The organism is Nonomuraea sp. PA05 (genome assembly GCF_008086045.1).
Classification (GTDB): domain Bacteria; phylum Actinomycetota; class Actinomycetes; order Streptosporangiales; family Streptosporangiaceae; genus Nonomuraea; species Nonomuraea monospora.
This window is the reverse complement of the sequence record NZ_VSEY01000014.1, coordinates 40,274-66,000: the sequence shown is the minus strand read 5'-3', so window position 1 is coordinate 66,000 and position 25,727 is coordinate 40,274. Positions and strand designations below refer to the sequence as shown.

Genomic DNA, 25,727 nt, shown 5'->3' with positions numbered 1-25,727 from the left:
CCGCCTAAGTGGGCGAATCCGTCGTACACACTTCCCATTCTCCCAGCATCTCGACCAGTTCCAGTGCGGCGGGCAGTGGCGACTCGGGGAGGGCCGCGTAGACCTTGCGTGCGGGGGTCGTACCGCCTCTGAGTGGTTTGAGCACCAGATCCGCCGGTACGGCCCGCGCCGCCAGCTCCGGCACCAGCGTCACCCCGAGCCCCGCGGCGACGAATCCGAACTTGCCCGACCATTCCGCCACCCGCGGGCCGCCGCGCGGCCGGAACCCGGCCGCCGCGCACGCCGTGACCAGCAGCGTCGGCTGGCCGCGCGGGGCGGCCTCGATCCAGCTCTCCTCCGCCAGGTCGCGCAGGTCCACGTCGGGCTCGCCGGCCAGCCGGTGCCCGGCGGGCAGCGCGACCAGCAGCCGGTCCTCGCGCAGCGGGACGGTGCGCTCCCCCTCGCCGGGCAACCCCGCCGGGTAGTCGCTGATCACGGCCACGTCGAGCGCCCCGGCGTGCAGCAGCTCCATCAGCCGGGCGCTGAGCCCCTCGGTGAGCCGCAGCTCGACGCCGGGCCGCCGCTCCAGGAACCGCTTGAGCGTGCCGGGCAGCAGGTCGATGTTGGCCGTGGCGAACGAGCCCACCCGCAGGATCCCGCCGCGCCCCCGGTGGATGGCGGCCAGTTCGTCGCCGGCGCGGTCGAGCCGGTCGAGCACGGCGACGGCGTGCCGGTGCAGGGCCGCTCCCGCCGGGGTCAGGCGCACGCCGCGGGCCAGCCGTTCGAACAGGGGCCCGCCGGCGGCGCGTTCGAGCGCGGCGACGCGGCGGGAGACCGCCGACTGGGTGTATCCGAGCAGCTCGGCGGCGGCCGTGAACGAGCCGCTCCTGGCGACCTCGTCGAACAGCCGCAGCGCGCCGGTGTCGAGGACGCGCGACACGCCGGTGCCGGGTAGCTGCGGCGTCCGTGAGTCGAAGGCGGTGTCGAGCAGCTGCGGCGTCCGTGAGTCGAAGGCGGTGTCGGGCAGCTGCGGCGTAGCGGGGTTGAAGGCATTCGTGTCAGGCATGGCTGCCATGCAATCTAGTCGGTGGTGGAATACCTCGCCAAGGTGTTCCATGTGGCACGTGATTACTTTTCTCGGACAGGGACGCATGGGCGCCCCCATGGCCCGGCGACTCGTGGAGGCCGGGCACCAGGTGACGACGTGGCGGCGCGCGGACGGGGTGCAGGTGGCCACGGCGGTGGACGGCGCCGATCTGGTCATCACGATGCTGAGCGACCCGGCGGCGGTGCGCGAGGTGCTGACGGCGGCGCTGCCGGGGCTGCGGCCTGGGGCGACGGTGGTGGAGATGTCCACGATCGGGCCCGAGGCGGTGCGGGAGCTGCGCGCGCTGCTTCCTGCGGAGGTGAGCCTGGTGGACGCGCCGGTGCTGGGCAGCGTGGGCCCCGCCGCCGACGGCACGCTGACCGTGCTGGCCGGTGGTGACGTGCGGCGATGGCGGGAGACTCTGTCGGTGTTCGGGACGGTCCGCGAGTGCGGGCCGCTCGGGTCCGGCGCCGCGATGAAGATCGCCGTCATGAGTGCGCTGGTGCCCGCGCAGGTGCTGCTGGCGGAGACGTTCGCGTACGGCGAGGCGCACGGCGTGGACCGGAACGCGCTGATCGACGTGCTGTCGGGCACCCCGCTGGGCACGCTGGCCGAGCGGCTGCGCGTGCCGTCCGCCGAGACCCGCTACTCGCTCGCGCACGCCACCAAGGACCTGGGGCTGGGCGCGTGGCAGGGCGCGACGATGGCCACGGCCGCGCGGGCCAGGATGCGGCAGGCGCAGGCGGCCGGGCTGGGCGAGCGGGACCTGACCGCCATCGCCGAGCACGTCGGCGGGGACCAGGAACGGCGAGCCGAGCACGTCGGCGAGGGCCAGGACCGGCAAGCCGGGGGCGTCGGCGGCGGTGCCGGGCGGCGGGCCGTGCCGCTGAACCTGCCCGCCATCCCCGCCACGAACGGCATGTACTCGCACGCCGTGCGCGTCGGCGACATGCTCTACGTCTCCGGCCAGGCAGCCTTCGACGAGCAGGGCAACGTCGTCGGCGAGGGCTCCATGGCGGAGCAGGCCGAGCACGTCTTCCAGGTCGTCTCGCGCATCCTGGCCGATCAGGGGGCGACGTTCGACGACATCGCGTTCGTCAGGACGTACCTGACGGACATGGACGATCGGGTCGCGTACGGGCAGGTGCGCAGGAAGTACATCACCGGCACGGCCCCGGCCAGCACGACGGTCGAGGTGTCGAAACTGTTCATGCCGGGGCTGCTGCTGGAGGTGGACCTGATCGTCGCCCTGCCCGGAAGCTAGTCCAGGGGGCCGGTGACCGTCTCGGCCGCCGCGACCACGCCGCCCTCGGACACCAGGCGCACGGCGGAGTCGATCTCCGGCGCCAGGAACCGGTCGGGGCCCGGCGCGGGCACGGTCTCGCGCAGCGCCCTGACCACGGCCGCCGTCGCGGGCGCGGGCTCCAGCGGGGCCCGCAGGTCGAGCGCGCGGGCGGCGGTGAGCACCTCGACGGCCAGCACCCTGGTCAGCCCGTCGACGGACCTGCGCAGCTTGCGGGCCGCCGACCAGCCCATGGAGACGTGGTCCTCCTGCATGGCCGAGCTGGGGATGGAGTCGACGCTGGCCGGCACGGCCAGGCGCTTCAGCTCCGACACGACGGCCGCCTGGGTGTACTGGGCGATCATGTGGCCGGAGTCCACGCCGGGGTCGTCGGCCAGGAACGCGGGCAGGCCGTGGTTGCGGGCCACGTCCAGGAAGCGGTCGGTGCGGCGCTCCGACATGGAGGCCAGGTCGGCGGCCACGACGGCGAGGAAGTCCAGCACGTACGCCAGGGGCGCGCCGTGGAAGTTGCCGTTCGACTCCACCCGGCCGTCGGCCAGCACGGCCGGGTTGTCGATGGCGCTGGCCAGCTCCCGCCCGGCCACGGTGGCGGCGTGCGCGATCGTGTCGCGGACCGCGCCGGCCACCTGGGGGGCGCAGCGCAGCGAGTACGCGTCCTGGACGCGGGTGCAGGCCGCCGGGTCGCGGTGGCTGGCCATGATGCCCGAGTCGCGCAGGACCTTGGTCATGTTGGCGGCCGACAGCGCCTGCCCCGGGTGCGGCCGCAGCGCCTGCAGCTCTGGGGCGAACACGCGGTCGGTGCCCAGCAGCGCCTCCACGCTCATCGCGGCGCTCACGTCGGCGGTCCTGACCAGCCTGGTGAGGTCGTCGATGGCGAGGATCAGCATGCCGAGCATGCCGTCCGTGCCGTTGATCAGCGCCAGGCCCTCCTTGGCGGCCAGCTCGACCGGGTCGATCCGCGCCTGCTTGAGCGCCTCGGCCGCCGGTTGGACGGTGCCCGAGGCGTCCCGTACGACGCCCTCGCCCATGAGGGTGAGCGCCACGTGCGCCAGCGGCGCCAGGTCGCCTGAGCAGCCGAGGCTGCCGTACTCGTGCACGATCGGCGTGATGCCCGCGCTGATCAGCGCGGCGAGGGTCTTGGCCGTGGTCGGCCTGACGCCGGTGTGGCCGGTGGCCAGCGTGCTCAGCCGCAGCAGCATGAGCGCCCGCACCACCTCCGTCTCCACCTCGGGCCCGCTGCCCGCCGCGTGCGAGCGCACCAGCGAGCGCTGGAGCTGGGCGCGCAGCGCCGGGTCGATGTGGCGGGTGGCCAGCGCGCCGAACCCGGTCGAGATGCCGTACGCCGGCACCGGGCTCTCGGCCAGCTCGTTCACCCGCTGGCGGGCCGCCGAGACGGCGGCGATGGCATCGTCGCCGAGCTGTACGGGGGCTCCGTGGCGGGCCACCCTGATGACGTCGTCGAAGGTGAGGGGCTCCGGACCGACGGTCACGACCTCGTTGTCGCGCATGGTGCGTCTCTCTCGTTCAGGTAACCGGCGTAACCGATGTTAGCCCCTTACCGGAGAACAGTTCCGCCAGCCCCTGCCTGCCCTCGTCGGTGAGGACCACCGCCCTCGGCACGTTGCCCCGCCGGTACCATCCCCGTTCGAACAGGACCTCCGTGATCGCCGCGCCCAGCGCGCCGCCGAGGTGCGCGCGGCGCTCGGTCCAGTCGAGGCACTCGGGCGCGAAGCGCCGCCTCGACCGGCGCGCGCCCGCCACGTCCACGCCCAGCCGCGACAGCAGCCGCTCCCCCGCCTCCGTCACGTCGTGCCCGTCGTAGCAGCCGCTCTCCTTGAGCCGGTCCAGCAGCCCGACCCCGGCCCGGCCCGCCAGGTGGTCGTAGCAGGTGCGGGCCTCCTCCAGCTGTTTAGCCTGCCGCGACTGGCGCAGCGAGCGCACCGGCGGGCGGGCGCTGATCCGCGCCAGCACCTCCAGCACCTCGGCGATCTCGTGGCCGGCCAGGCGGTAGTAGCGGTGGCGGCCCTGGCGCACCACGTCCACGAGCCGGCCGTCGAGCAGCTTGGCCAGATGGGCGCTCGCGGTCGCCGCGCTCACCCCCGCCATCCTGGCCAGCTCGCCCGCCGCCAGCGCCCGCCCGCCGAGCAGCGCCGTCAGGATCGCCGCCCGCGTGGGGTCGGCGATCAGGGCGGCGACGGGGGCGATGTCCGCGTCCCTGGCGATGTGTTCCATGCCTGCGACGGTAGTACGAGAACCTTTCGACGCACGTCGAAGGGTCAGCGTTTGCCCAGCGCCTTTCTGATCAGCTCGCGCGCCCGGTCCATGACCACCAGCGGCGGGCCCATCAGCAGGTTCTTGGCGGCGGACTCCGTGCCGGGATGCGGGCGGGTCGGCGCGAGCGTCTCGGCCGCGCGCACCGCCGCCGCCATCGCCCGCCGCTCCACGACGGACGTCCGCGCGCGCAGGCGGACGAACTCGTAACGCTCCTCGCTGCGGGCGTGCGTGAAGACGGCGGTACGCAGCGCCGCCAGGCCGTCCCAGAACTGCGGATGGTCCACGCCGCTCTTGTGCAGGTCGAGCAGGAGTCGCTTGGCCCTGTTCTCCTCGGTCAGCCGGTCGGCCACCACGCCCTGGCCGTTGTCGAGCTTGCGGCGCGCGTACGGGTGGACGATCTCCTCCTCGGCCGTCTCGTGCACGGACAACATGCGCGTCAGCCGGTCGAAGGCCTCACCCACCTTGTCCGGCGGCGCCTGCTCCACTTCGTCGAACAGGTCCCTGATCTGACCGTGCTGGGCCATCAGGAGCTCGATGACATCTTGTTCAGCCACGTCAGCGCCCGTACCCGGGCCCGCACCCGGCACGCGCCGCCTTACCGAACGCGGACCGAACGCGGAGGTTGCCCGGATAGGCGCCGGGTACGCGCAGCGGCATGGCCTTCGACCCACTCCAGCAGCGGGGCATCCCGCTCGACGAGCAGCTCCGCGACTGGCGGGAGCTGAACGTCACGCCGATCGACCCGGACCACGCCGACCCGTACACGCGGTGCCGGATCATCACGATGAACGGGATCGAGACCGAGGCGATCCTGTTCAGCCACCAGCTCGCCCGGCACTGCCCGGACCTGGAGATCAAGCAGCAGCTCGCCCGGGTCCGCTACGTCGAGGCGCAGCAGCAGAAGGCGGTGAACTGGCTGCTGCCGGGGACGTCGTCGGTGCTGGAGACGACGATCGCCTACGAGCAGGTGGCGGTGGACCTGACGGCGTGGGTCGCGCGGATGGAGCCGGACCCGTACCTCAAGCAGGCCTACCAGTTCGGCGTGCTGGAGGACTTCGACCACCTGTACCGCTACGCCAACCTGTACGAGATGATCGAGCATCGCAAGGCCGAGAAGATCGTCGACGGGCTGACCGAGGTGATGCCGGGCCGCCCCACGTACCTGCACCACCGCGACCCGCTCGACAACGTGCGCCAGCCGTACGACCGGAGCGTGACCGAGCCGCTGTCCCGCCTGCACGCCCTGACCGTCATGGCGGCCGAGCAGCAGACGATGAACTTCTACATGAACGTCGGCCCCACCTGCATGGAGCCGATCGCGCGGCAGCTCTACCAGGAGATCGCGATGGTGGAGGAGGAGCACGTCACCCACTACGAGTCGCTGGTCGACCCCGGTGAGAGCTGGTGGGAGATGCTGCTCAACCACGAGTACAACGAGTGCTACCTGTACTACTCGTTCATGGAGACCGAGTCCGATCCCAAGGTGAAGAACATCTGGGAGCTGCATCTCAACATGGAGCTGGAGCACCTGCGGCTGGCGGCCGACCTGTTCAGGCGGTTCGACGGGCGTGAGCCGGATCAGGTGCTGGCCCCGGCGCTGCCGCCGCCCGTGACGTTCGAGCCGAACAAGGCCTACATCCGGGAGCTGCTCGCCACCCAGATCGACTGCACGACGCTGGGCACGGGGTACGTGAAGGAGGCGCACGAGCGGTTCACCCGGATGCAGGAGGCCGTGATGAACGGGGAGAAGCCGGCGTCCGAGCGGGTCATCGACGACAACCGGGCGATCTCGGGGCGCGAGTACCGGCTGGAGACGGAGGGGCCGCATCCGGCGGGCCTCCAGCTCAGCCGCTGACCGGCCGGTCGGCGGCCCCTTAGCGCGGGCGCCTGTCATCGCCAGGTTAGAGTTCGGCCCCATGACAACAGTCGCGCTCGTCACCGGCGCCTCGCGCGGCCTCGGGGCCGTCATCGCCCGCAGGCTGGCCGCCGACGGCCTGGCCGTCGCCGTCAACTACCACTCCGACCACGCCGGAGCCGAGCAGGTCGTGGAGTCCGTCCGCGCGGCGGGCGGCGTCGCCGAGGCGTTCGCCGCCGACGTCACGGACGAGACCGCCGTCGAGCGCCTGGCCGCCGCCGTCACCGACCGGCTCGGCCCGGTCGGGGTGCTGGTGGCCAACGCGACGGGCCCGCAGCCGGTCATCGCGGTCGAGAACCTCACCTGGCAGTCGCACCTCGACCAGCTCACCTTCTTCGTCAAGAGCCCGACGCTGCTCGTGCAGGCGGTCCTGCCGGGCATGCGGGAGCAGGGCGGCGGCCGCGTCATCCAGATCGGCTCCGACATCGTGGACCGCAAGCTGCCGGAAAGCTCCGCCTACACCGCCGCCAAGGCCGCGCAGCACGCGCTCACCCAGGTGTGGGCCAGGGAGCTGGGCGCGCACGGCATCACGGTGAACGTGGTCGCGCCCGGCTGGATCCCGGTGGAACGGCACGAGGGCCTGGACGAGAGCGCCTACCGGGAGGAGGTGCCGCTGCGGCGGATGGGCACGCCGGAGGACGTCGCGGCGGCGGTGTCGTACCTCGCCTCGGAGGGCGGCGCGTTCGTCACCGGCCAGCGCCTCACCGTCAACGGCGGGCACACCTGACCTGGGCGGGCGTATTCCAGTTTGGGGACTCGGCCAGGATTCGCTAGAGTTCTCTCGTCGCCCCGGGGTTGAGCCCACGGGGTTGATGCGGAAGTGGCTCAGTGGTAGAGCATCACCTTGCCAAGGTGAGGGTCGCGGGTTCGAATCCCGTCTTCCGCTCGGAGCTTCCGGCTCGGTGGCGTGGCCGAGAGGCGAGGCAGCGGCCTGCAAAGCCGTCCACACGGGTTCAAATCCCGTCGCCACCTCGCAAGGACGATTAGCTCAGCGGGAGAGCGCTTCCCTGACACGGAAGAGGTCACTGGTTCAATCCCAGTATCGTCCACCAGCATTGCGGCCCCAGCGCCCGGCATACACCGGGAGCTGGGGCTTCTTGCTGTTCGAGGCAAGGGGATGCTCGCCTGGCGCGGCCACGGGTGCGGCTGGTTCGGGGCCGGCGGAGCTGCTCATCCCCACATACCTGATGCTGCCGTTCAGCGAGAAGGCCAGGCCGTCCGTGCTGAAGATGGGCGGAACGGCCTCACCAGGCGGCCAGTTCCAGGTCACCGGGCGAGCGCAAGCGGGTCGTGGCGGGCAGATGACAGGGCGTGGCGAAGACGACCCAGACGTTAACGAACCGGACGACCCCGGCGGCGGCCCGGACGACGACGCGGACATTCCTGCTCGCCTCCGCGGGCTCCGCGCTGGGCCTGGCCGCCCTGTGCGCACTCCCCGCCGTCGGCGGGTTCCTGCTCGACCGGGCCGTGGCGGCGACGCTGGTCTTCCCCGGGCTCGGGCAGGGGCGGGCGGCCGGCACGGCTGTGACGCTCGGCGCGTTCTGCGTGATGCTGACCGGCGGGGCGTACCTCGCCTACCGGTGGTCCGGGTTCGGTGAGTCGCGGGTCGGGCTGCTCGTGTGCTGGGGGCTGGCCGGCGGGCCCGCCGGGGTGCTGGCGGTGCTGTTGTGGGCGCGGGGGCACCGGCTGCCGTCCGGCCCGTACGTCACGGACGCCGCCTCCTGGGGGATGGCGATCGCGCTGCCCGCCGCCGGGCTGGCGCTGGCCGGGACGCGGATGCTGCCCGCCGCCGGACGGGAGCGGACCCGGACCTTCAGGCCCCGCGCGTGGGTGCTGCCGTGCCTGGTGGCCGGGTGGTCGCTGGTGTGGAGCGTGCTGCTGCGCGAACGGCTGCCGCTGCTGGGCTGGCTGCCGCTGTCGTTCAGCTACTTCGAGCAGGTGGCCGTGGTGCTGGCGACGATCGCGGCGGCGTCGCTGGAAGGTGCGCTGCGGCGGCGGCTGCCCGTGGAGGGGCGGCCAGGACGGGCGTTCGTGCTGGCGTGGATCGCGCTGTCCGTCGCGCCCGTCGTGTACGCGGCCGTCGTCGCCATCGACCTGGGCATGCGGGAGTCACTGCTGACGGCGCCGCTGGGCACGGCCTGGATGGCCGAGTACGCGACCGACATGACGGCGGTGCTGGTGGCCGCGCCCGCGCAGACCGCGCTGCCGCCGCTCCTGCTGGCCCTGGCCGCGACCGGGGTGCAGCGGGTGCTGCGCGCCGAACCGGCCCCCGTGCCCGCCGACCCGGTGCGGACCGACCGGCGGTGGGGCCTGCTGGTGGCCGGGGCGGCCGTCGCGCTGACGTACTTCTGCCTGGCCGTGACCTCGCGATTCACGCTGCTGACGCGGCGCACGTTCGACGCGGACACGCCCGTGACCGTGCGGGCGCTGGCGCTGCTCGCCCCGCCCGACCCCGGGCTGGGCCGGGTCGCGGTGGTGTGGTCATGGGCGATCCCGGCGGTGTTCGCGGTGGCGGCGGCGGTGCTGGTGTACGTCGCCGTGCGGGGGCAGCTCGTCCGGGTCTTCCCCGTGTCGGCGTACCCGGTGCTGGTGGCGGCGGTCGCGCTGGCCGCGGCGCTGGCGTGGAACGTGGGCGGGCTGGCCGGGCTGGTGCTGACAGGGGGGCGGCCCGCCGGGATCTCGCCCGCGGTGGAGGCGGCCGAGTTCACGGTGTTCGCGGCGCCGGTGTTCGCGGCGGTGTTGTTCATCGTGCACTCGCAGGTGGGGGTGACGCGGTTCGCGCGGGTCGTGGAGCTGGAGGGTGAGCAGAAGTGGGAGAAGCTGGCCGAGCGGTACCGGGCTTGGCGGGAGCAGGTGCGCGGGCACGTGCCGGGGAGGCGGGAGCGCGGGCTGATCGCGGCCAGGGCGGCCGGGGGTGCGCTGGTGCTGGCCGTGGTCGCCGGGGCGGTTCAGGGGTTCGGGGGGCCGGTGGATCCCGGGCCGTGGCGTGGGAGTGGGGTGTTTCTCGCGTTTCCCGTGTTGTCGGCGGGGGTTCCGGTGGCGGACAACCTGACCGGGCTGGCCTATCTCGTGCTGCTCGGGGTGCTGGTGTATGTGGGGCTGGCGAGGGTGAACGTGGCGGAGCGGCGGTGGGCGGTGTGGTCGACGGTGTGGGGGATGTCGGTGCTCGCCGGGGTGGCGGCGGGGCTGGGCACACCCGCGGGGCTGCAGCTCGGCTTGCTGGCGGGGCCGTTCGCGGTGGCCGGGGTGGCGGTCACGACAGGGCGGAAGGCGCAGCCGGACAGTGCGGCGGCGGTCACGGCACGGCGGAAGGCGCAGCCGGGCAGTGCGGCGGCGGTCGCGGTGCCGCGGAAGGTGCTGCTGGTGGGAGGGCTGGTGCTGACCGTGCCGGCGGCGGCGCCGCTCGTCTTCGTGACCGGCGAACGACACCCCTTGGCCATCACCACCGAGACCTGGCAGGAACGCCTGCCCGGCCTCACCATCGACGTCTCCTACCCCAGCACCGCCAGCGCGCAGGACGCCTCCAGGGTCAGCGCCGCGCTGGCAGCCCCCGTGCGGGCGTACGTGACCGAGGCGCTGCGCAGGCACCGCATGCACCCCACCACCTCCACGACCACGCTGACCGGCGGATACGCGCTCGTCCGCAACGACGCCCACCTCATCTCCGTCCGCTACGCGCTGACGGGCGAGCTCGGCCGCGCCGTCACCTACGACCGTCGCGCGGGCAGAACCCTCACCGTCCGGGACGTCTTCGCCCCGCAAGCCTTCACCCCGGCAGGACGGCGGCGGCTGGCGGAGGTGCTGCGCCCGCTGGCCCCCAAGGGCCACGACCCGCGGACGGTGAGCGTGGACAGCGACCGCCTGCTGGTCAACCTGGCCCCCGGCGCGGTGGAGCTGACGTTCGGCCGCGACTACTTCTGCGTCCCCTGTGCCCCCTTCACGGCACGGGTGCCGGGCGATCGGCTGGCCGGCCTGGTCATCCGGCGTCCTTAGCGCGACGATCAGCACATGGACCATCAGGAGATCGCCGACCGATTAGAGATCGCCGGCCTGCTCGCGCGCTACACCTACGCCATCGACTCGGGCCAGTGGGACCTGCTCGACGAGGTGTTCTGCCAGGACGCGGTGATCGACTACAGCTCGTCAGGCGGCATCAGGGGCACCAGGGACGAGGTCAAGGCGTGGCTGGCCGAGGTGCTGGTGCACTGGCCCGCCAGGCTGCACCTGATCGGCGCGGCGCGCGTCGACCTGGCCGGGGGCGAGGCCAGAGTGAGCGCGCCGTTCACCGACACGCTGGCTCCGACGCGGGAGATGGTGGCCGCGGGGACCGAGGGTTTCCTGCACGGCGGCGGCTACTACCATCACCACCTGCGCCGCACCCCGGACGGCTGGCGCAGCACCGAGCTGGTGGAGGAGCAGACCTGGCGTACGGTGTGCTGAATCCCGGACATCTCCGTCCCGTAATTCGGTTCCGAAACTTTCCGGTTTGAGGTGGAATTGAACCGGACGACGGCAGGGAGCCGTCTCCATGGTTGTTCACCCGATAGTTCATCGGCCGGGGAAGCGGAGCGGTGGGAGGCCCGCCACCCATGGGTGCGCCAGGTATTCAGGCTGCCACGGGGGTAAGGCCAGTGATCGAAACGCTGGAGTGGACTCTCCTCGACGGAGAGCACGCGCTGCTGGTCAAGGGGGACATGCGGCGGGCACGTGAACGGTTCGACTACGCCTACGCGGAGGCGGCGCAGCGCGGCGAGGCGGCCGCGCTGGCCAGGGCGGCGCTCGGGCTGGGCGGGATGTGGGTGCACGAGCACCGCACGGCCGCGGCCGTGGCGACGGTGCGGCTGCGCCAGCGCGAGGCGCTTTCGCGGCTCGACGCGGACTCACCGCTGGCGCTGCGACTGCGGATCAGGCTGGCGGCGGAGGACGACTACGGCGCCGGCGGCATGGACGCGATCATGGCGCTGGTGTCGGAGGCGCGGGCGGCCGACGACCCGGTGGCGCTGGCCGAGGCGCTGAGCCTGGCGCACCACTGCATGCTCGGCCCCGGCGACGGGGCGCGGCGGATGGAGCTGGCCAGGGAGCTGATCGGGGTGGCCTCCCGCACGGGACGCCGGTCCGACCTGCTCATCGGCCTGCTGTGGCGCACCGTGGACCTGCTCCTGGACGCCGACCCGCACGCCGAGCGGGCCCTGGGCGAGCTGCGCATCGCGCTGGACGGCGAGGGGCAGCAGGCCATCGAGTTCGTGGTCGGCGCGATCGAGGTGATGCTGCTCACCCGCGCCGGCCGGTTCGAGCAGGCCGAGGAGCGCGCCGCCACCTGCTACGAGCGGGGCATGGCGGCGGGCGACCACGACGCGCCCGGCTGGTACGTCCGCCAGCTCGCCGCCATCCGCTGGTACCAGGGCAGGATCGGCGAGCTGGTCCCGCTGCTGACCGACCTGCTGAACTCGCCCATGCTGCCCGCCGTGGACGACTCCCCGTACGCGGGCCTGGCGGTCGCGGCGGCGGCGGCCGGGGACCGGCGGCTGGCCGAGAGCATGCTGGCCAGGCTGCGCCGCGGCGTGCTGGCGGACCGGCCGCGCACGAGCACCTGGCTGATGTCGATGTACGCGATCGTGGAGGCGGCCGACCTGCTGGGCGACGCCGACCTGGCGGCCAGGGCGGGGACGCTGCTGGCCCCGTACGCGGGGCTGCCCGTCATGACGAGCCCCGGCATCGCCTGCTTCGGCTCGGCCCGGCACAGCCTGGGCGTGGCCGCGATCACCGCGGGCGACCTGGACCTGGCGATCACGCACCTGCGCAGGGCCGTCCACGAGAACCTGGCGCTGGGCCACTGGCCGGCGGTCGCGCTGTCACGCTCGCGGCTGGGCCAGGCGCTGGCGATGCGCGACGGCCCCAGGGACGAGGGTGCGCGCCGGCAGAGCGCGCTGGCCGCGCAGGAGGCCGACGCGCTCGGCATGCACGTGCCCCGCTACGTGGCCGAGCGGGTGACCTGCCGGGCGGTGGGCGCGCAGTGGCGGGTCGAGCTGGGCGCGCGGACCGCGCTGGTGGACCACTGCGTGGGCATGCTGCACCTGGCGGCGCTGCTGGCCAGCCCCGGCAAGGAGATCCCGGCCGCCGACCTGGCCGCCGGGTCGCCCGACGCGGTGCCCGGGCAGGCGTCGGCGCAGCGGGTGCTGGACGGGCCGGCGGGGCGCGCGTACCGGAGCAGGCTGGCGCAGCTCGACGCCGAGATCGCCGAGCTGGAGGCCAACCACCAGGCCCAGCAGGCGCAGCAGCGGCGGGCCGAGCGCGACTGGCTGGTGGCCGAGCTGGCCTCGGCGACCGGGCTCGGCGGCCGGCCGCGCACGTTCGCCGGCAGCGAGGAGCGGGCCAGGACAGCGGTCGGCAAGGCGATCAGGCGGGCCGTGGATCGCGTCGCGATAGCCGATCCCGTCATCGGGGAGGAATTGCGGGCTACCGTGCGGACGGGTCTGCGCTGCTCCTACGATCCCGGCTGACCTGCACGGACTGTCACGGCTACAGACATATCGCGTTTGCGGCCAGCCTTCTTCAGGGCAGCGCCACTGAGGGCAGTGTCCCCCTGCCCCTGCCGGTCGGAAAGGCGTGTGCGGCACATGGCATTCGCATGGGCTCTTCTCGGTCATGACATAGCCGTCGATCTCGGGACGGCGAACACCCTCGTCTACGTCCGCAGGAAGGGCATCGTGCTGAACGAGCCCTCGGTCATCGCGATCAACCTGCACAAGAACACCGTCGTCGCCGTCGGCAAGGCGGCCAAGCGCATGGTCGGCCGCACTCCCCCGCACATCGCCACCATCAGGCCGCTCAAGGACGGCGTGATCGCGGACCTGGACGCGGCGGAGCGCATGTTACGGCTGTTCATCCAGAAGGCGCACCCGAGCCGGTTCCTCGCCAAGCCACGCATCGTCGTGGCGGTCCCCAGCGGCACCACCTCGATCGAGCAGCGGGCCGTCAAGGAGGCCGCGTACGAGGCGGGCGCCCGGCGGGTGCACATCATCGAGGAGCCGATGGCCGCCGCGATCGGCGCGGGCGTCAAGGTCGGCGAGGCCACCGGCAACATGGTGGTCGACATCGGCGGCGGCACCACCGAGGTCGCCATCGTGTCGATGAGCGGCGTCGTGGTGGCCAAGTCCCTGCGGGTCGGCGGCGACGAGCTGGACGAGGCCATCGTCACCCACGTCAAGAAGGAGCACGCGCTGCTGCTCGGCGAGCGCACCGCCGAACGCATCAAGATCGACCTCGGCCTGGTGCGGCCCGCGCCGGTGATCGCGGCCGACTCCGTCGGACGGCACCGCGTCGGCCTCGCCCCGCCCGTCCTCGACGAGCCGGACGACCCCGTGGGCGACGAGCCCGCCGAGCAGCCCGCCCCGCCGCCGCGCGGCTGGAACCCGTTCCGCTCCAAGCCCAAGGCCGAGAGCGCGACGCCGTCCGCCGCGCCGCGCGCGCTCGACCTGAAGACCTCCGCCCCCGTACGCGGGCGCGACCTCGTCAGCGGCCTGCCCAAGACCGCCACCATCACCGCCGAGCAGGTCAGCGAGGCCATCGAGGACCAGGTGCAGGCCATCATCGACGCCGTGCAGACGACGCTCGACCAGTGCCCGGCCGAGCTGGCGGGCGACCTGCTCGACAACGGCATCGTGCTGACCGGCGGCGGCGCCCTGTTACGGGGCCTGCCCGAGCGGATGGGCCAGGCCACCGGCATGCCCATCCGCCTCGTCGACAAGCCGCTGTACTCGGTGGCGCTCGGCGCGGGCCGCTGCGTGGAGCGCTTCCAGGCCATGCGGGACGTGCTGCTGCCCGATTGGTCACGCCGGTGAAGCGGGCGCTCGTCCTGCTCGTGCTGGGCTCCGCCGTCCTGCTCGTCGCGATCGACAGGACGCTGACGCCGCTGACGCCCGTACGGGCGGCGGGGGCGAGCGTGTACGGCGCGGTCGAGAGCGCCTTCGCCACGGCGACCAGGGCGTTCGGCGGCCAGGACCGGCTGCGGGAGCTGGAGGAGGAGAACGCGGCGCTGCGGGCCCGGCTGCTGTCGTCCGGCACCCGGTCCGTGGCGCGGGCCGGCGTGCCGGACGGGCATCGGGGCGTGGCGGCGCACGTGGTCGGGTTCGGGCGGGGGCAGAGCGTCACCATCGACGCGGGGGCCTCGTCGGGGGTCGCGCGGGACGTGACCGTGCTGAACGCCGACGGCCTGGTCGGCAAGGTCACCTGGGCGGGGCCCGCCACGGCGTCGGTGTCGCTGATCACCGACGCGGCCTCGTCCATCGGGGCGCGGATGGCCGGGTCCGGGGAGCTGGGGGTGGTGACGGGGGTGCCTGGTGAGGGGCTGCGGCTGAGCCTGTTCGATCCGAACGCGCCGATCGGGGTGGGGGACGAGGTGGTGACGCTGGGGTCCGCCGGTGGGCGGCCGTACGTGGGCGGGGTGCCCATCGGGACGGTCGCCGCGGTGCGGAGCGAGCCGGGGACGGCCACGCGGACGGCCTTGGTACGGCCCGCCGCCCGGCTGTCGGCGCTCGGGCTGGTGGCGGTGATCGTGCCGCCGCCCGGAAAGTGAGCGCCATGCGCGGGCCGCGGAGGTGCGGGCCAGGTGCGGGGCAGCGGGTGCTGGAGCCGCAGAGGTGCGGGCCAGGTGCGGGGCAGCGGGTGCTGGAGCCGCGGAGGTGAGGGCGTTGGGGCTGGTGTTGCTCGCGCTCGTGGCGCCACTGGTGCAGGTGGTGCTGGTCAACCGGTCGCCGTGGGGCGGGCCCGACCTGGTGGTGCTGGCCGTGGTGTGGGCGGCGCTGGCCAGGGGGCCGGTCTGGGGGTGCGTGGCGGGGCTGGTCGCCGGGCTGGCCGCCGACGTGACGCCGCCCGCCGACGGCACCGTGGGGCGCACGGCGCTGGTGCTGTCGGTGACGGGGCTGCTGGCCGGGCGGTTGCGGGCGAGCGGGCGGCCGTACGAGGGCGGCTCCGCGGGCAGGCCGTTGCTCGCCGGCGGGCTCGGGGCGGTGCTGGGCACGGTGCTGCAGGTGGCGGCGGCGGTGGCGCTCGGGGACGAGCCGTGGCGCACGGCGCTGGCCGGGCCGCCGGCGGCGCCCGCGTCCTGGGCGGCGCTCACGCTGGCCTGGACGGTGGCGCTCGGGGCCGCCGGGGGTGTCGTGGTGGCACGGCGGCGCCCTTCCGAGGGCACGAAGTCCCAGCCGGCGCCGCGCCGTGTCTAGGCGCGCACAGGTCGGCGCCGTATCCGCGGGCATGCGGGCCGGGGTGGTGAGGCACCGTGTCTAGGGCCAGGCTGGTGGTGCTGCGGCTGGTGGCCACCGCGATGCTCGTCACGCTGCTCGGCCGCCTGTGGTTCTTGCAGGTCGTGAACGGCGACGCGTACGTCAGGGCCGCGGCCGACATCCGGATCAGAAGCATCGCGCTGCCCCCCACCCGGGGCCCGATCCTGGACGTGAACGGCCGCCCCCTGGTCACCAACAACACCCGCCCCGTCGTCACGGTGGACGCCGTCGCCCTGGCCCACCAGCCGGACGGCGGCCGGGCGGTGCTGACGCGGCTGGGCGAGGCGCTCGGTCAGCCGTACCGGCAGATCGCGGAGAAGGTGCGATTGTGCGAGGAGGGGGTGCCGAAGCCGTGCTGGCAGGGCTCGCCGTACGAGCCGATCCCCGTCGCGCGGGACGTGAGCGTGCCGGTGGCGCTGCAGATCAGCGAGCGCCAGCAGGACTTCCCCGGCGTCCGCACGGAGCTGCGCCCGATCCGGGTCTACCCGCACGGCGCGGCGGCGGCGCACACCCTCGGGTACGTGCAGGGCGTCCGGGGCCGCGACGGCCTGGAAGCGGCCTACGACCGTGATCTGGCCGGGCGGCCGGGCCGCAGGGACGTGGCCGTGGACAACACGGGCAAGGTCACCAGGACGATCCGCGAGGACCCGCCCGTGCCCGGCGACACGCTGGTGACCAGCATCGACTCCCGCATCCAGGCCATCTCGGAGCAGGCGCTCGCCCGGGCGCTGGCGGGCAGCGGCGGCTCGTCGGGCGCGGCCGTGGTGCTGGAGTCGGGGACGGGCCGGGTGGTGGCGCTGGCCGGGCGGCCCGCGTACGACCCGGCGGTGTGGACGGACGGCGTGACGGCGCGCGAGTACCGGGCGCTGCCGCTGCTGTCGCAGGCGGTGCAGGGCGAGTGGGCGCCCGGCTCGACGTGGAAGGTCGCCTCGGCGGCGGCAGCGGCGTCGGCCGGGTACGGGCTCGGCGCCACCTACGACTGCCCGCCCGGCTACACGGTCGGCGACCGGGTGTTCCGCAACTTCGGCAGCGCCGACCTGGGCCTGATGACCATGCACGGGGCGCTCGTCCAGTCGTGCGACACGATCTTCTACCGGCTGGCCGACCAGCTCTGGCGGCGCGGCTCCGACGCCCTGGAGCGGACCGCCCGCGGGTTCGGCTTCGGCCGGCCCACGGGCGTGGACCTGCCGGGCGAGGCGGCGGGCGCGGTGCCGGACGCGGCCGCGAAGAAGGCGTACTGGCGGGCCACCCGGGCGGAGAGCTGCCGCCGGGCCGGGAAAGGCTATCCGGAGCTGGCCGACCGGGCGCGGGCGGCGTACCTGACGGTGATCGCGCGGGAGAACTGCCGGGGCGGCGGCGTGTGGCGGGGCGGCGACGCGGCGAACCTCTCCATCGGGCAGGGCGGCGTGCTGGTGACGCCGCTGCAGCTGGCGCGCGCGTACGCGGCCGTGGCCAACGGCGGCACCCTGCACCATCCACGCGTCGGTCTGAAGGTGGTGCGGCCCGACGGGACGGCGGTGCGCACGATCACGCCGCCGGCGGCGGGGCGGCTGCCCGCGACGGCGGCGACGCTGCGTTTCATCCGCCAGGCGCTCACCCAGGTGCCGAGGACGGGAACGGCCGGGGGCGCCTTCAAGGGGTTCCCGTTCGGGAAGATCGCGGTGGCGGGGAAGACGGGGACGGCGGAGTCGTTCGGGCGGCGCGACACCTCCTGGTTCGCCTCGTTCGCGCCCGATCCCGCCTACACGGTGGTCGTGGTGCTGTCGGAGGGCGGCAGGGGCGCCGAGGGGGCGGCTCCGGCGGCTCGCGCCATCTGGGAGGGCATTCTCGGGCTGAGGGAGCGGCGATGATCGCGGTTGCCGGGCGCAGGAACCTGGTGTGGGCGCCGTCGCTGGGCCCGCCCGACCGGCTGCTGACGCTGCTGGCGCTGGCCCTGTCGGCGATGGGGCTGCTGCTGGTGTGGTCGGCCACGCGGCTGGCGGGCGGCCACGCGCTGCTGGTGCGGCAGGCGGGCGCCGTCGGGGTGGGCCTGGTGCTCATGTGGCTGGTGTCGCGGGTGGATCTGCGGGTGTTGCGGGCGTACGTGCCGCTGGCGTACGTGCTGGCGCTGCTGTCGCTGGCCGGGGTGCTGAGCCCGCTGGGCGTGCGGGTGAACGGGGCGCACTCGTGGATCGTGCTGGCGCCCGGGGTGCAGTTTCAGCCGTCGGAGTTCGCCAAGATCGCGCTCGCGCTGGCGTTCGCGGTGCCGCTGGGTGAGCTGCGCGACGGGCAGCGGCGGGCCGGGTTCGGCGGGGTACTGCTGGCGCTGGCGCTGGCCGCGGTGCCGATCGGGCTCATCGCGCTGCAGCCGGACGTGGGCACGATGCTGGTGTTCGCGGCCATGGTGGCGGGGGCGCTGCTGGTGTCGGGGGCGCCCAAGCGGTGGCTGCTGGTGCTCGCCGGCGGCGCGGCCGGGGCCGGGGCGGCGGCGTGGCAGCTCGGGCTGGTCCGGCCGTACCAGCTCGAACGGCTACTCGTGCTGGTACGGCCGGGAGCCGATCCGGGCGGCATCGGCTACAACGCCGCCCAGGCCCGCATCGCGATCGGCTCCGGCGGCCTGTCCGGCAAGGGCCTGTTCAACGGCGAGCAGACCGCCGGTCACTTCGTGCCCGAGCAGCACACCGACTTCGTCTTCACGGTCGCGGGCGAGGAGCTGGGCTTCGCGGGGGCCGCGCTCATCGTGCTGGCCGTGTTCGCGCTGCTGTGGCGGGGGTTGTCGATCGCCCGGCACGCCGCCTCGCGTTACGGGGCGGTGCTGGCGGGCGGGCTGGTGTCGTGGATCGGGTTCCAGACGTATCTGAACGTGGGCATGACCCTGGGCCTCATGCCGATCGTGGGGGTGCCGCTGCCGTTCGTCTCGTACGGCGGCTCCGCCACGGTCGCCGGGCTGGTGGCCATCGGGCTGCTACAGGCTGTTCACCGGAGCAAGCCCATGCAGGCGTAGCAGGTTCTCCCCGAGAATCTTGCGCTTGGCCTGGTCGGTGAGCTGCGGGTAGCCGTAGCCGTCGCACAGGTCCTGCGGGATGGTGAAGTCCCTGAACGCGCGCAGCGCCCACTGCGGATGGAAGATCGGCGCCTCCGAACCGTAGATGATCTTGTCTTCGCCGCACCAGAACAGCAGCTTGCCGATGATCTCGGCGAACATCCTGGGCGCCCTGACGATGAAGTTGATCGTCGCCGCCAGGTCGGCGTACAGGTTGGGGTAGCGGATGAGCTGCCAGCAGGTCTCGTCCAGGAACGGCAGGCCGACGTGGAAGATGACGAAGTTGACGTCGGGGAAGTTCGCGGCGGCGCCGTCCATGTCCCAGGTCTGCGTGTGCTCGATCGGCTGCGGGCCCAGCGGGACGCCCTTGTGCACGCCGATCAGGTTGACGCCCAGATCCTGCGCCTTCTCGAAGATCGGGAAGGCCACCCTGGGATCGTCCATGCGCCACGGGTACGGGGAGCCGTAGTCGTAACGGACGTTGTACAGCTTGAACGCCCGCGCGTTGAACTCCCCCACCTGCCGCTCCATCAGGTCGAGCGCCTTGCGGCCCTCCAGCGGGTTGACCGTGCCCCAGAACACCGTCCGGTCCGGGTCCCTGGCGGCCAGCTCCGCGCACTCCTGCCACGGCGACAGGCCGTCGTGGTAGAGGTCCGTGAGCGGCAGCGGCATCGCCACCAGCATGTCCGTGTCCGACTCCTCGAACACCATGTGGCGGATGTCGTCGATCGTCCACTGCCGCAGGAACTCCTCGGGCGGCAGCCTGGTCTCGCCCTCCGGGGTGAGCGTCGTGTGGAAGGCGTACAGATGGTTGGAGAACATCTGGCCCGCCGGGCCGAACGCGTTCTTCGGCTCGAAGTTGAACACGTGGGCCACGCTGTCGAACACGAAGAAGTCGTCGATCACCGTAGTTCCCTCCCGATGTAGGCCGCCTTGTCGGGCACCTGCGCGGGCGCGGGCAGGAAGCGCAGCATCCGGGCGGCCCTCGGGGAGAGCCGGTCCGTCGTCCACACCTCGTCCCACACCACCTCGACCTCCGCCTCGTCGATGCCGGGCTGCTCCTGGATGCGGTCCCGCACCTCGGTCAGCACCCTGGCGGCGAACGGGCACCAGCCCGAGGTCAGCAGCAGCTCGACCCGGGCCCGGCCGTCGTCCACCTGGACCGACCGGATCAGGCCCATCTCCACGACGGAGATGCCTTTCTCCCTGCAGCACGGGTCGTAGACCCCGGACAGCGCCTCACTGGCCCACTGCGGTATCTCCGGCATGACCTCATCGTCGGACGGGTGTGCCTGTCGGGGTAGGCGTCCCGTTTTCAAATGGCGAAGATGCTTGATGGATGAACGGCGAACAACCCAGCGATCTGATCCGCAGCGTCTCGCGCGCGCTCCGCGTCCTCGAAGAGGTCTCGCGAGCCGACCGGCCGCTGTCGGTCAAGGTCATCGCGCGCCGCTGCGGCCTGAACCTCTCCACCTCCTACCACCTGGTCCGCACCCTGTGCTACGAGGGCTACCTGCACCGCCGCCCCGACGGCGACTACGTGCTCGGCTCGCAGGTGGCCGAGCGGTTCCACGAGATGCTGGACGCGTTCGAACGGCCGCCCCGGGCCGCCTCCGTGCTGCGCCACCTGGCCGCCGCCACCGGCCACACCGCCTACCTGGCGCAGCTCGCCGAGGGGCGGCTGGTCGTGGTGGACGTGGTGGAGGGGCCGCGGTCGCCGTACCTGGAAGATCTGCAGGCGGGGCTGGAGACGGCGCCGCACGCGACCGCGCTGGGCAAGGCGCTGCTGCTCTCGCTCCCGTCCCGTACCAGGCGCGGCGTCCTGACCGGGTACGGCCTGCGCCGCTTCACCCCCTCGACCCCCGTCAGCGTGGAGGACGTCGAGAACGAGCTGTCGGGCTTACGGCCGGGCCAGATCGTGGAGGAGCACGGGCAGTTCAGGGAGCAGGTGGCGTGCGCGGGCGCCATCGTGCCCGGCACCGACTGGGCCATCGGCATCTCCACCCGCGGCCTGTCCATCCCGCAGATCGCCCGCATCCGCCTCGCTCAGGCCGTGCGGGACCTGGGATAACACGTTGTCCGGCCGACCCTTGATCGTCCAGTCTGGTACGCCATGGACGTGCCGTCGCCGCCCAGCGCTTCGTGCCGCCCTTCAAGCGGGAACGCATGACGTGGATCAAGCCGTCGTTCCTGTGGATTCAGCCACGACGACCGGCGGCCCGGATGGGCGCGGCGGGTCCGCCGCAGCCCGGTGCGGATCCAGTGGGATCCTGAACGCGGCCTCCGGCACCAGGCGCTGCCGTACCGGTCGATCCAGGTGGGGCTCACCGGGGAGGCGGTGCGGCGTTACGTGGAGGAGTGGACGCTGGGGATCAGCGACATCACCGAGCGGGTACATGAGGTGCGTGCGGCCGTGCGCGGCGGGGCGGACGCCGGCGCGCTGCTGCCGGCGGAACGGCCGTACCCGCTGGCCGGCGAGCTGGCGGAGACGATCGGAGCGAGCTGAGGATGAGGGTTCTGCTGTTCGGGGCGACCGGCATGGTCGGGCGGGGGGTGCTGCGGGAGTGCCTGCTCGACGACCGGGTCACCGCCGTGCTCGCGGTCGGGCGGTCCTCGACGGGCGTCTCACACCCGAAGCTGCGCGAGCTTCCGCACGGCGATCTGCTCGACCTGACGCCCGTCGAGGGTGAGCTCGGCGAGTACGACGCGTGCTTCTTCTGCCTGGGCGTCTCGGCGGTCGGGATGGCCGAGCAGGACTACCGGCGGATCACCTACGGCTTCACGCTCTCGGTGGGTGAGACGCTGGCCCGGCTCAGCCCCCGCTCGGCCTTCGTGTACGTGTCCGGCGCCGGGACGAACGCCCGGGGGCGGGCCATGTGGGCGCGGGTCAAGGGCGAGACCGAGAACGCGCTGCTGGCGTTGCCGCTGGAGGCGTACATGTTCCGGCCCGGGTTCATCCAGCCGATGCACGGCGTGCGGTCCCGTACGCGGCTCTACCAGGCGGCGTACGTCGTCACCCGGCCGCTGTTCCCCGTGTTGCGGCGGCTGGTGGGTGGCGGGGTGACGACCACCGAGCAGATCGGGCGGGCCATGATCGCGGTCGCTGAGCGGGGGGCGGGCAAGCGGGTGCTCGGGCCCGCCGACATCAACGCGCTCTGACGTCACCGTGCGCGCGCCTGGTCTCTCCCGGGGACAGCGGGATCGCCAGGAGGGACGCCACGGCGGCCAGGGCCCAGACGGTCGCCCAGGAGGTGTGGGCGATGACCAGCGGGATGAGCAGCGGCGTGAGGAAGCCCGTCGCGAACAGGGTGGTGCCCAGGAGGCCCAGCGCGGTGCCCGCCCGGTCGGCGCCCGCCATCGCGGCGATCTCCGTGTAGGCGACGCCGTGCCAGGAGTTCGCCAGGATGCCGCCGATGGCCAGGGCCGTGACGGTGAGGGGGGTGGGGGCGCCGGTCAGCACGGCCGCGCCCGCCATCGCGATGCCCGCCAGGGCGCCGATCGCTCTGATGTGGGTGCGGCGGGTGCCGGTGCGGTCGGTGCGGCGGCCCGTCCAGATGCGTGCGGCGCCGCCGCCGAGCTGGGCTATCACGATCGTGAGGCTGGCCAGGGTGGTGCCTTCGTGCTTGACGTCGTGCAGGAAGATCGCGGTGAAGGAGAGTACGGCGAATTGGGGGACGGTGAGGAGGGCGCCGGCCAGGGCCAGCCGCCAGACGTCCCAGCGGCGCAGGGGGGAGGGCTGGGGTGTGGTGGGCGCGGTGGCGGGTGCTGTGGCCGGGCTGGTGGGTGGGGTGGGTTCGTGGAGCCAGCGCCAGGTGGCGGCTGCGGCAAGGAGGCAGAAGGCGGCCGGGACGGCGTAGGCGGCGCGGAAGCCGTACGAGGCGGCGAGCCACGGGAGCAGCGCCACACCGACCGCGCCGCCCACCGGGATGGCCGTCTGCCGGATGCTCATCGCGAAGCCCCGCTCCCCCTCCCCGAACCAGGTCATGACCGCCCGCCCCGACGCCCCGTTGACGCTGCCGCCCAGCGCGCCGGCGATGGCGAGGCAGAGCGCCAGCAGCGCCACGCCCGCCCCGTCCGACGGGGTGACGGCGGCGGCCATCACCGCCAGCAGCGCGCCCGTCGAGGTCAGGCCGGTGAGCAGCACGCGGCGGTCCCCGAACCGGTCGGTCAGCAGCCCCCACACGATGTCGGACGCCGCCACGCCGAGCCCCAGGCAGGCCAGTACGAGGCCGAGCGCCTCCGTGGACAGGTGGTAGCCGGATCTCATCGCCACCCCGGCGACGGGGATGCCGGAGAACATGGCCGAGAAGGCGGCCTGCGCGCCGACGCCGACGGCCAGCACGACCCAGCGGTGCCGGGGCTCGTAGCCGGGTTGGGTGCGGGATCTGAGCAGGGTCGTCATATGTCCACCTTGAGAGCGAAATAACCGGATTCAGTGGTTACTCACCCTGGCAGCCCCGAAAGTAACTTGTCAACGCGGTTACTATGAGTCCCATGGACTTCACCTTCATCAGCGGCAACCTCGGCCTGGACCTTTCCGGCACCGTCGGGCACCGGCGCGGCGCACGCCTGGACCTGCTGGCCACGCCCGCCGACCTGGCCCGCTGGACGGCGGCGGCCGGGCTGCTCGACGACCGGCCGGACGTGAGCGACGACGACCTGGCCGAGGCACGGGCGCTGCGCGAGGCGATCTACCGGCTGGCGTCCGCCGTGCGTACCAGAAAGGCCATGGACGCCGCCGACCGCGACACGCTCAACGCCGCCGCGCGCCGCGAGCCCGCGAGCGTGCTGCTCGGCGAGCGGGGGGTGGAGCGCGGCGGCGATCTGCGGGCGGCGCTGTCCAGTACGGCGCGGGCGGCGGCCGAGCTGCTGGGCGGCCCACAGGCCGGGCTGATCAGGGAGTGCGAGGCAGATCCGTGCACCCGCCTGTACATCGACGCCTCGCACCGGCGTACCCGCCGCTGGTGTGACATGCGCGGCTGCGGCAACCGGGCGAAGGCCGCGGCCTTCCGGGCCCGCAACCACGGCTGACCCCATGATGGAATATCTGAGGAGGTGCGGACGCTACCGTAGCCGTCAAAGATTCAACAGTCTGGATTGGTGACTAAAGTGCAGTTCGGAATCTTCAGCGTGGGCGACGTCACCACCGACCCCACCAACGGCAGGACCCCGACCGAGCACGAGCGGATCAAGGCAATGGTGGCGATCGCGCTCAAGGCCGAGGAGGTCGGGCTCGACGTCTTCGCGACCGGCGAGCACCACAACCCGCCGTTCGTGCCCTCCTCCCCCACCACCATGCTCGGCTACATCGCGGCCAAGACCGAGCGCCTGCAGCTCTCCACCGCCACGACGTTGATCACGACGAACGACCCGGTGAAGATCGCCGAGGACTTCGCCATGCTGCAGCACCTGGCCGACGGCAGGGTGGACGTCATGCTGGGCCGCGGCAACACCGGCCCGGTGTACCCGTGGTTCGGGAAGGACATCCGCCAGGGCATCCCGCTGGCCATCGAGAACTACGCGCTGCTGCACAAGCTGTGGCGCGAGGACGTGGTCGACTGGGAGGGCCGCTTCCGCACGCCGCTGCAGGGCTTCACCAGCACCCCGCGCCCGCTGGACGGGGTCCCGCCGTTCGTCTGGCACGGCTCGATCCGCAGCCCCGAGATCGCCGAGCAGGCCGCCTACTACGGCGACGGCTTCTTCGCCAACAACATCTTCTGGCCGAAGGAGCACTTCATGCGGCTGATCAGCCTCTACCGTCAGCGGTACGCGCACTACGGCCACGGCACCCCCGAGCAGGCCGTCGTGGGTCTGGGCGGGCAGGTGTTCGTGCGCAGGAACTCCCAGGACGCGGTGCGCGAGTTCCGCCCCTACTTCGACGTCGCCCCCGTGTACGGGCACGGGCCGTCGCTGGAGGAGTTCATGGCGGAGACGCCCCTGACGGTGGGCAGCCCGCAGCAGGTCATCGACAGGACACTGGAGTTCAGGGAGTTCTTCGGCGACTACCAGCGCCAGCTCTTCCTGATGGACCACGCGGGCCTGCCGCTGAAGACCGTGCTGGAGCAGCTCGACATCCTGGGCGAGGAGGTCGTGCCGGTGCTGCGCAAGGAGTTCGCGAAGGACCGCCCGGCGGGCGTCCCCGACGCGCCGACGCACGCGTCCCGGCTCGCCGCGCAGCAAGCCGAGGGCGCGGAAACGCCCGAGGCCCCCGTCGGCGCCTGAGCCGACCCTGCACATCTCGAAAGGAGCATCATGAAGCTCGTCGTCGTCACGGCGGGGGTGGCGCCGCCCCCCCCCCCCCGCCTGCTCGCCGACCGCCTCACCGAGGCGGTGGCGCAGCGGGCGGAGGTGGAGGTCCGCGTGGTCGAGCTGCGCGACCTGGCCGTGGACATCGCCGGCAACTTCGTCACCGGCTTCCCGAACACCCGCCTGCGCGAGGTGACGGAAGCGGTGACGGGGGCCGACGGCCTCATCGTGGTCACGCCCATCTTCAGCGGCTCGTACAGCGGCCTGTTCAAGTCGTTCTTCGACGTCCTGGACAACACGGCGCTGACCGGCAAGCCGGTGCTGATCGCGGCCACGGGCGGCACCCCGAGGCACTCGCTGGCGCTGGAGCACGCGCTGCGTCCGCTGTTCGCGTACCTGCGTGCCGTGGTCGTCCCGACGGCGGTGTACGCGGCGGCGGAGGACTGGGGCGGCGGCGGGGACGCGTTCACCGACGGGCTCGGCGAGCGCGTCGCGCGCGCCGCGCAGGAGCTGGCCGACCTGCTGCTGCACCGGGCTCCCGAGAAGCGGGAGCAGGTGGAGGAGGTCGTTCCGTTCGAGCAACAGCTCGCGGCGCTGCGCCCGGTGGAGTAGTTTGCCCT

Annotated in this window: 25 protein-coding genes and 3 tRNA genes; 21 read left to right on the top strand and 7 right to left on the bottom strand. The window is 73.1% G+C overall.

Annotation, left to right across the window (positions count from 1 at the left end; genetic code table 11):
- Nucleotides 1-4 precede the first annotated feature (4 nt).
- The gene (locus tag FXF51_RS22575) at nt 5-1,045 is read right to left on the bottom strand and encodes a LysR family transcriptional regulator (RefSeq protein ID WP_148436515.1); all 1,041 of its coding nucleotides are present in this window, start codon (nt 1,043-1,045) and stop codon (nt 5-7) included.
- A gap of 97 nt (nt 1,046-1,142) precedes the next feature.
- On the opposite strand from FXF51_RS22575, the gene FXF51_RS22570 reads away from it, so the two are divergent.
- Complete coding sequence (locus FXF51_RS22570; protein ID WP_411268368.1) at nt 1,143-2,330, top strand: Rid family hydrolase; 1,188 nt, start codon at nt 1,143-1,145, stop codon at nt 2,328-2,330.
- On the opposite strand, the gene hutH is transcribed toward FXF51_RS22570, so the two are convergent.
- From hutH to FXF51_RS22555, 3 genes are read right to left on the bottom strand one after another with little or no spacing between them, the layout of a single operon-like run.
- Nucleotides 2,327-3,877, bottom strand: a complete 1,551-nt coding sequence (gene hutH / locus FXF51_RS22565) for a histidine ammonia-lyase (RefSeq protein ID WP_148436513.1) — start codon at nt 3,875-3,877, stop codon at nt 2,327-2,329. The genes FXF51_RS22570 and hutH overlap by 4 nt on opposite strands.
- 16 nt (nt 3,878-3,893) lie before the next feature.
- Nucleotides 3,894-4,601 carry an ArsR/SmtB family transcription factor gene (locus tag FXF51_RS22560; protein WP_148436512.1) on the bottom strand — a complete coding sequence of 236 codons (708 nt, stop codon included), beginning with the start codon at nt 4,599-4,601 and terminating at the stop codon, nt 3,894-3,896.
- A gap of 44 nt (nt 4,602-4,645) precedes the next feature.
- Entirely contained in the window at nt 4,646-5,197 is a 552-nt protein-coding gene (locus FXF51_RS22555) for a hemerythrin domain-containing protein (RefSeq protein WP_262379751.1), read from the bottom strand.
- Between the two features lie 101 nt (nt 5,198-5,298).
- Here FXF51_RS22555 and FXF51_RS22550 point away from each other — a divergent pair, with 101 nt between their 5' ends.
- From FXF51_RS22550 to FXF51_RS22490, 13 genes are all read left to right on the top strand, one after another.
- A complete protein-coding gene (locus FXF51_RS22550) occupies nt 5,299-6,498 on the top strand; it encodes a hypothetical protein (protein WP_148436511.1) in 1,200 nt (399 codons plus the stop codon).
- 61 nt (nt 6,499-6,559) lie between these two features.
- Complete coding sequence (locus tag FXF51_RS22545) at nt 6,560-7,285, top strand: SDR family NAD(P)-dependent oxidoreductase (RefSeq protein WP_148436510.1); 726 nt, start codon at nt 6,560-6,562, stop codon at nt 7,283-7,285.
- Nucleotides 7,286-7,372: 87 nt separating this feature from the next.
- Nucleotides 7,373-7,444, top strand: a tRNA-Gly gene (locus tag FXF51_RS22540).
- 15 nt (nt 7,445-7,459) lie between these two features.
- Nucleotides 7,460-7,530 (top strand) — tRNA-Cys (locus tag FXF51_RS22535).
- A 5-nt stretch (nt 7,531-7,535) separates the two neighbouring features.
- Nucleotides 7,536-7,610, top strand: a tRNA-Val gene (locus FXF51_RS22530).
- 259 nt (nt 7,611-7,869) lie between these two features.
- Entirely contained in the window at nt 7,870-10,551 is a 2,682-nt protein-coding gene (locus tag FXF51_RS22525) for a hypothetical protein (RefSeq protein WP_148436509.1), read from the top strand.
- Between the two features lie 15 nt (nt 10,552-10,566).
- On the top strand, nt 10,567-10,998 hold the full coding sequence (locus FXF51_RS22520) for a nuclear transport factor 2 family protein (RefSeq protein ID WP_148436508.1): 432 nt from the start codon (nt 10,567-10,569) through the stop codon (nt 10,996-10,998).
- 191 nt (nt 10,999-11,189) lie between these two features.
- Nucleotides 11,190-13,058, top strand: a complete 1,869-nt coding sequence (locus FXF51_RS22515; RefSeq protein WP_148436507.1) for a hypothetical protein — start codon at nt 11,190-11,192, stop codon at nt 13,056-13,058.
- 117 nt (nt 13,059-13,175) lie between these two features.
- Nucleotides 13,176-14,399 carry a rod shape-determining protein gene (locus FXF51_RS22510; RefSeq protein ID WP_148436506.1) on the top strand — a complete coding sequence of 408 codons (1,224 nt, stop codon included), beginning with the start codon at nt 13,176-13,178 and terminating at the stop codon, nt 14,397-14,399.
- Nucleotides 14,396-15,133, top strand: a complete 738-nt coding sequence (mreC, locus tag FXF51_RS22505) for a rod shape-determining protein MreC (protein ID WP_187414517.1) — start codon at nt 14,396-14,398, stop codon at nt 15,131-15,133. Before FXF51_RS22510 ends, mreC begins: the two co-directional genes overlap by 4 nt.
- A 106-nt stretch (nt 15,134-15,239) precedes the next feature.
- Nucleotides 15,240-15,779, top strand: a complete 540-nt coding sequence (locus FXF51_RS22500; protein ID WP_187414516.1) for a rod shape-determining protein MreD — start codon at nt 15,240-15,242, stop codon at nt 15,777-15,779.
- A gap of 56 nt (nt 15,780-15,835) precedes the next feature.
- A complete protein-coding gene (locus tag FXF51_RS22495; protein ID WP_262379749.1) occupies nt 15,836-17,689 on the top strand; it encodes a peptidoglycan D,D-transpeptidase FtsI family protein in 1,854 nt (617 codons plus the stop codon).
- Entirely contained in the window at nt 17,686-18,822 is a 1,137-nt protein-coding gene (locus FXF51_RS22490) for an FtsW/RodA/SpoVE family cell cycle protein (RefSeq protein WP_222871416.1), read from the top strand. The genes FXF51_RS22495 and FXF51_RS22490 overlap by 4 nt, the downstream gene beginning before the upstream one ends.
- Here FXF51_RS22490 and FXF51_RS22485 read toward each other — a convergent pair.
- Entirely contained in the window at nt 18,784-19,767 is a 984-nt protein-coding gene (locus FXF51_RS22485) for an amidohydrolase family protein (RefSeq protein ID WP_148436503.1), read from the bottom strand. The two genes, FXF51_RS22490 and FXF51_RS22485, sit on opposite strands and share 39 nt — an antisense overlap.
- Entirely contained in the window at nt 19,764-20,129 is a 366-nt protein-coding gene (locus FXF51_RS22480; protein ID WP_148436502.1) for a metal-sulfur cluster assembly factor, read from the bottom strand. The genes FXF51_RS22485 and FXF51_RS22480 overlap by 4 nt, the downstream gene beginning before the upstream one ends.
- A 71-nt stretch (nt 20,130-20,200) precedes the next feature.
- On the opposite strand from FXF51_RS22480, the gene FXF51_RS22475 reads away from it, so the two are divergent.
- From FXF51_RS22475 to FXF51_RS22465, 4 genes are all read left to right on the top strand, one after another.
- On the top strand, nt 20,201-20,932 hold the full coding sequence (locus tag FXF51_RS22475) for an IclR family transcriptional regulator (protein ID WP_148436501.1): 732 nt from the start codon (nt 20,201-20,203) through the stop codon (nt 20,930-20,932).
- A 71-nt stretch (nt 20,933-21,003) separates the two neighbouring features.
- Nucleotides 21,004-21,135 (top strand): DUF4291 domain-containing protein, encoded by a 132-nt coding sequence (locus FXF51_RS62725; protein WP_262379747.1) that lies wholly within the window; start codon nt 21,004-21,006, stop codon nt 21,133-21,135.
- Nucleotides 21,113-21,367 (top strand): DUF4291 domain-containing protein, encoded by a 255-nt coding sequence (locus FXF51_RS22470; protein ID WP_262379746.1) that lies wholly within the window; start codon nt 21,113-21,115, stop codon nt 21,365-21,367. Before FXF51_RS62725 ends, FXF51_RS22470 begins: the two co-directional genes overlap by 23 nt.
- Nucleotides 21,368-21,369: 2 nt before the next feature.
- On the top strand, nt 21,370-22,020 hold the full coding sequence (locus FXF51_RS22465) for an NAD-dependent epimerase/dehydratase family protein (protein ID WP_148436500.1): 651 nt from the start codon (nt 21,370-21,372) through the stop codon (nt 22,018-22,020).
- Here the strand turns inward: FXF51_RS22465 and FXF51_RS22460 are convergent.
- Nucleotides 22,007-23,263, bottom strand: coding sequence for an MFS transporter (locus FXF51_RS22460; RefSeq protein ID WP_148436499.1), 1,257 nt, complete (start codon nt 23,261-23,263; stop codon nt 22,007-22,009). The two genes, FXF51_RS22465 and FXF51_RS22460, sit on opposite strands and share 14 nt — an antisense overlap.
- Nucleotides 23,264-23,355: 92 nt before the next feature.
- Here FXF51_RS22460 and FXF51_RS22455 point away from each other — a divergent pair, with 92 nt between their 5' ends.
- The 3 genes from FXF51_RS22455 (at nt 23,356) to FXF51_RS22445 (ending at nt 25,719) form a co-directional block, all read left to right on the top strand.
- On the top strand, nt 23,356-23,892 hold the full coding sequence (locus FXF51_RS22455; protein ID WP_148436498.1) for a CGNR zinc finger domain-containing protein: 537 nt from the start codon (nt 23,356-23,358) through the stop codon (nt 23,890-23,892).
- A gap of 78 nt (nt 23,893-23,970) precedes the next feature.
- A complete protein-coding gene (locus tag FXF51_RS22450) occupies nt 23,971-25,083 on the top strand; it encodes an LLM class flavin-dependent oxidoreductase (protein WP_148436497.1) in 1,113 nt (370 codons plus the stop codon).
- 30 nt (nt 25,084-25,113) lie between these two features.
- Nucleotides 25,114-25,719: an FMN reductase gene (locus tag FXF51_RS22445; RefSeq protein ID WP_148436496.1), complete on the top strand. Its 606-nt coding sequence runs from the start codon at nt 25,114-25,116 to the stop codon at nt 25,717-25,719.
- Nucleotides 25,720-25,727: the final 8 nt, after the last annotated feature.

What these genes read in the sequence shown, in the direction of transcription:
- FXF51_RS22575 (WP_148436515.1), bottom strand. Translation starts at nt 1,045, where the DNA reads ATGCCTGACACGAATGCCTTCAACCCCGCTACGCCGCAGCTGCCCGAC.
- FXF51_RS22570 (WP_411268368.1), top strand. Translation starts at nt 1,143, where the DNA reads ATGGCCCGGCGACTCGTGGAGGCCGGGCACCAGGTGACGACGTGGCGG.
- hutH (WP_148436513.1), bottom strand. Translation starts at nt 3,877, where the DNA reads ATGCGCGACAACGAGGTCGTGACCGTCGGTCCGGAGCCCCTCACCTTC.
- FXF51_RS22560 (WP_148436512.1), bottom strand. Translation starts at nt 4,601, where the DNA reads ATGGAACACATCGCCAGGGACGCGGACATCGCCCCCGTCGCCGCCCTG.
- FXF51_RS22550 (WP_148436511.1), top strand. Translation starts at nt 5,299, where the DNA reads ATGGCCTTCGACCCACTCCAGCAGCGGGGCATCCCGCTCGACGAGCAG.
- FXF51_RS22545 (WP_148436510.1), top strand. Translation starts at nt 6,560, where the DNA reads ATGACAACAGTCGCGCTCGTCACCGGCGCCTCGCGCGGCCTCGGGGCC.
- FXF51_RS22520 (WP_148436508.1), top strand. Translation starts at nt 10,567, where the DNA reads ATGGACCATCAGGAGATCGCCGACCGATTAGAGATCGCCGGCCTGCTC.
- FXF51_RS22510 (WP_148436506.1), top strand. Translation starts at nt 13,176, where the DNA reads ATGGCATTCGCATGGGCTCTTCTCGGTCATGACATAGCCGTCGATCTC.
- FXF51_RS22490 (WP_222871416.1), top strand. Translation starts at nt 17,686, where the DNA reads ATGATCGCGGTTGCCGGGCGCAGGAACCTGGTGTGGGCGCCGTCGCTG.
- FXF51_RS22480 (WP_148436502.1), bottom strand. Translation starts at nt 20,129, where the DNA reads ATGCCGGAGATACCGCAGTGGGCCAGTGAGGCGCTGTCCGGGGTCTAC.
- FXF51_RS22475 (WP_148436501.1), top strand. Translation starts at nt 20,201, where the DNA reads ATGAACGGCGAACAACCCAGCGATCTGATCCGCAGCGTCTCGCGCGCG.
- FXF51_RS22465 (WP_148436500.1), top strand. Translation starts at nt 21,370, where the DNA reads ATGAGGGTTCTGCTGTTCGGGGCGACCGGCATGGTCGGGCGGGGGGTG.
- FXF51_RS22460 (WP_148436499.1), bottom strand. Translation starts at nt 23,263, where the DNA reads ATGACGACCCTGCTCAGATCCCGCACCCAACCCGGCTACGAGCCCCGG.
- FXF51_RS22455 (WP_148436498.1), top strand. Translation starts at nt 23,356, where the DNA reads ATGGACTTCACCTTCATCAGCGGCAACCTCGGCCTGGACCTTTCCGGC.
- FXF51_RS22445 (WP_148436496.1), top strand. Translation starts at nt 25,114, where the DNA reads ATGAAGCTCGTCGTCGTCACGGCGGGGGTGGCGCCGCCCCCCCCCCCC.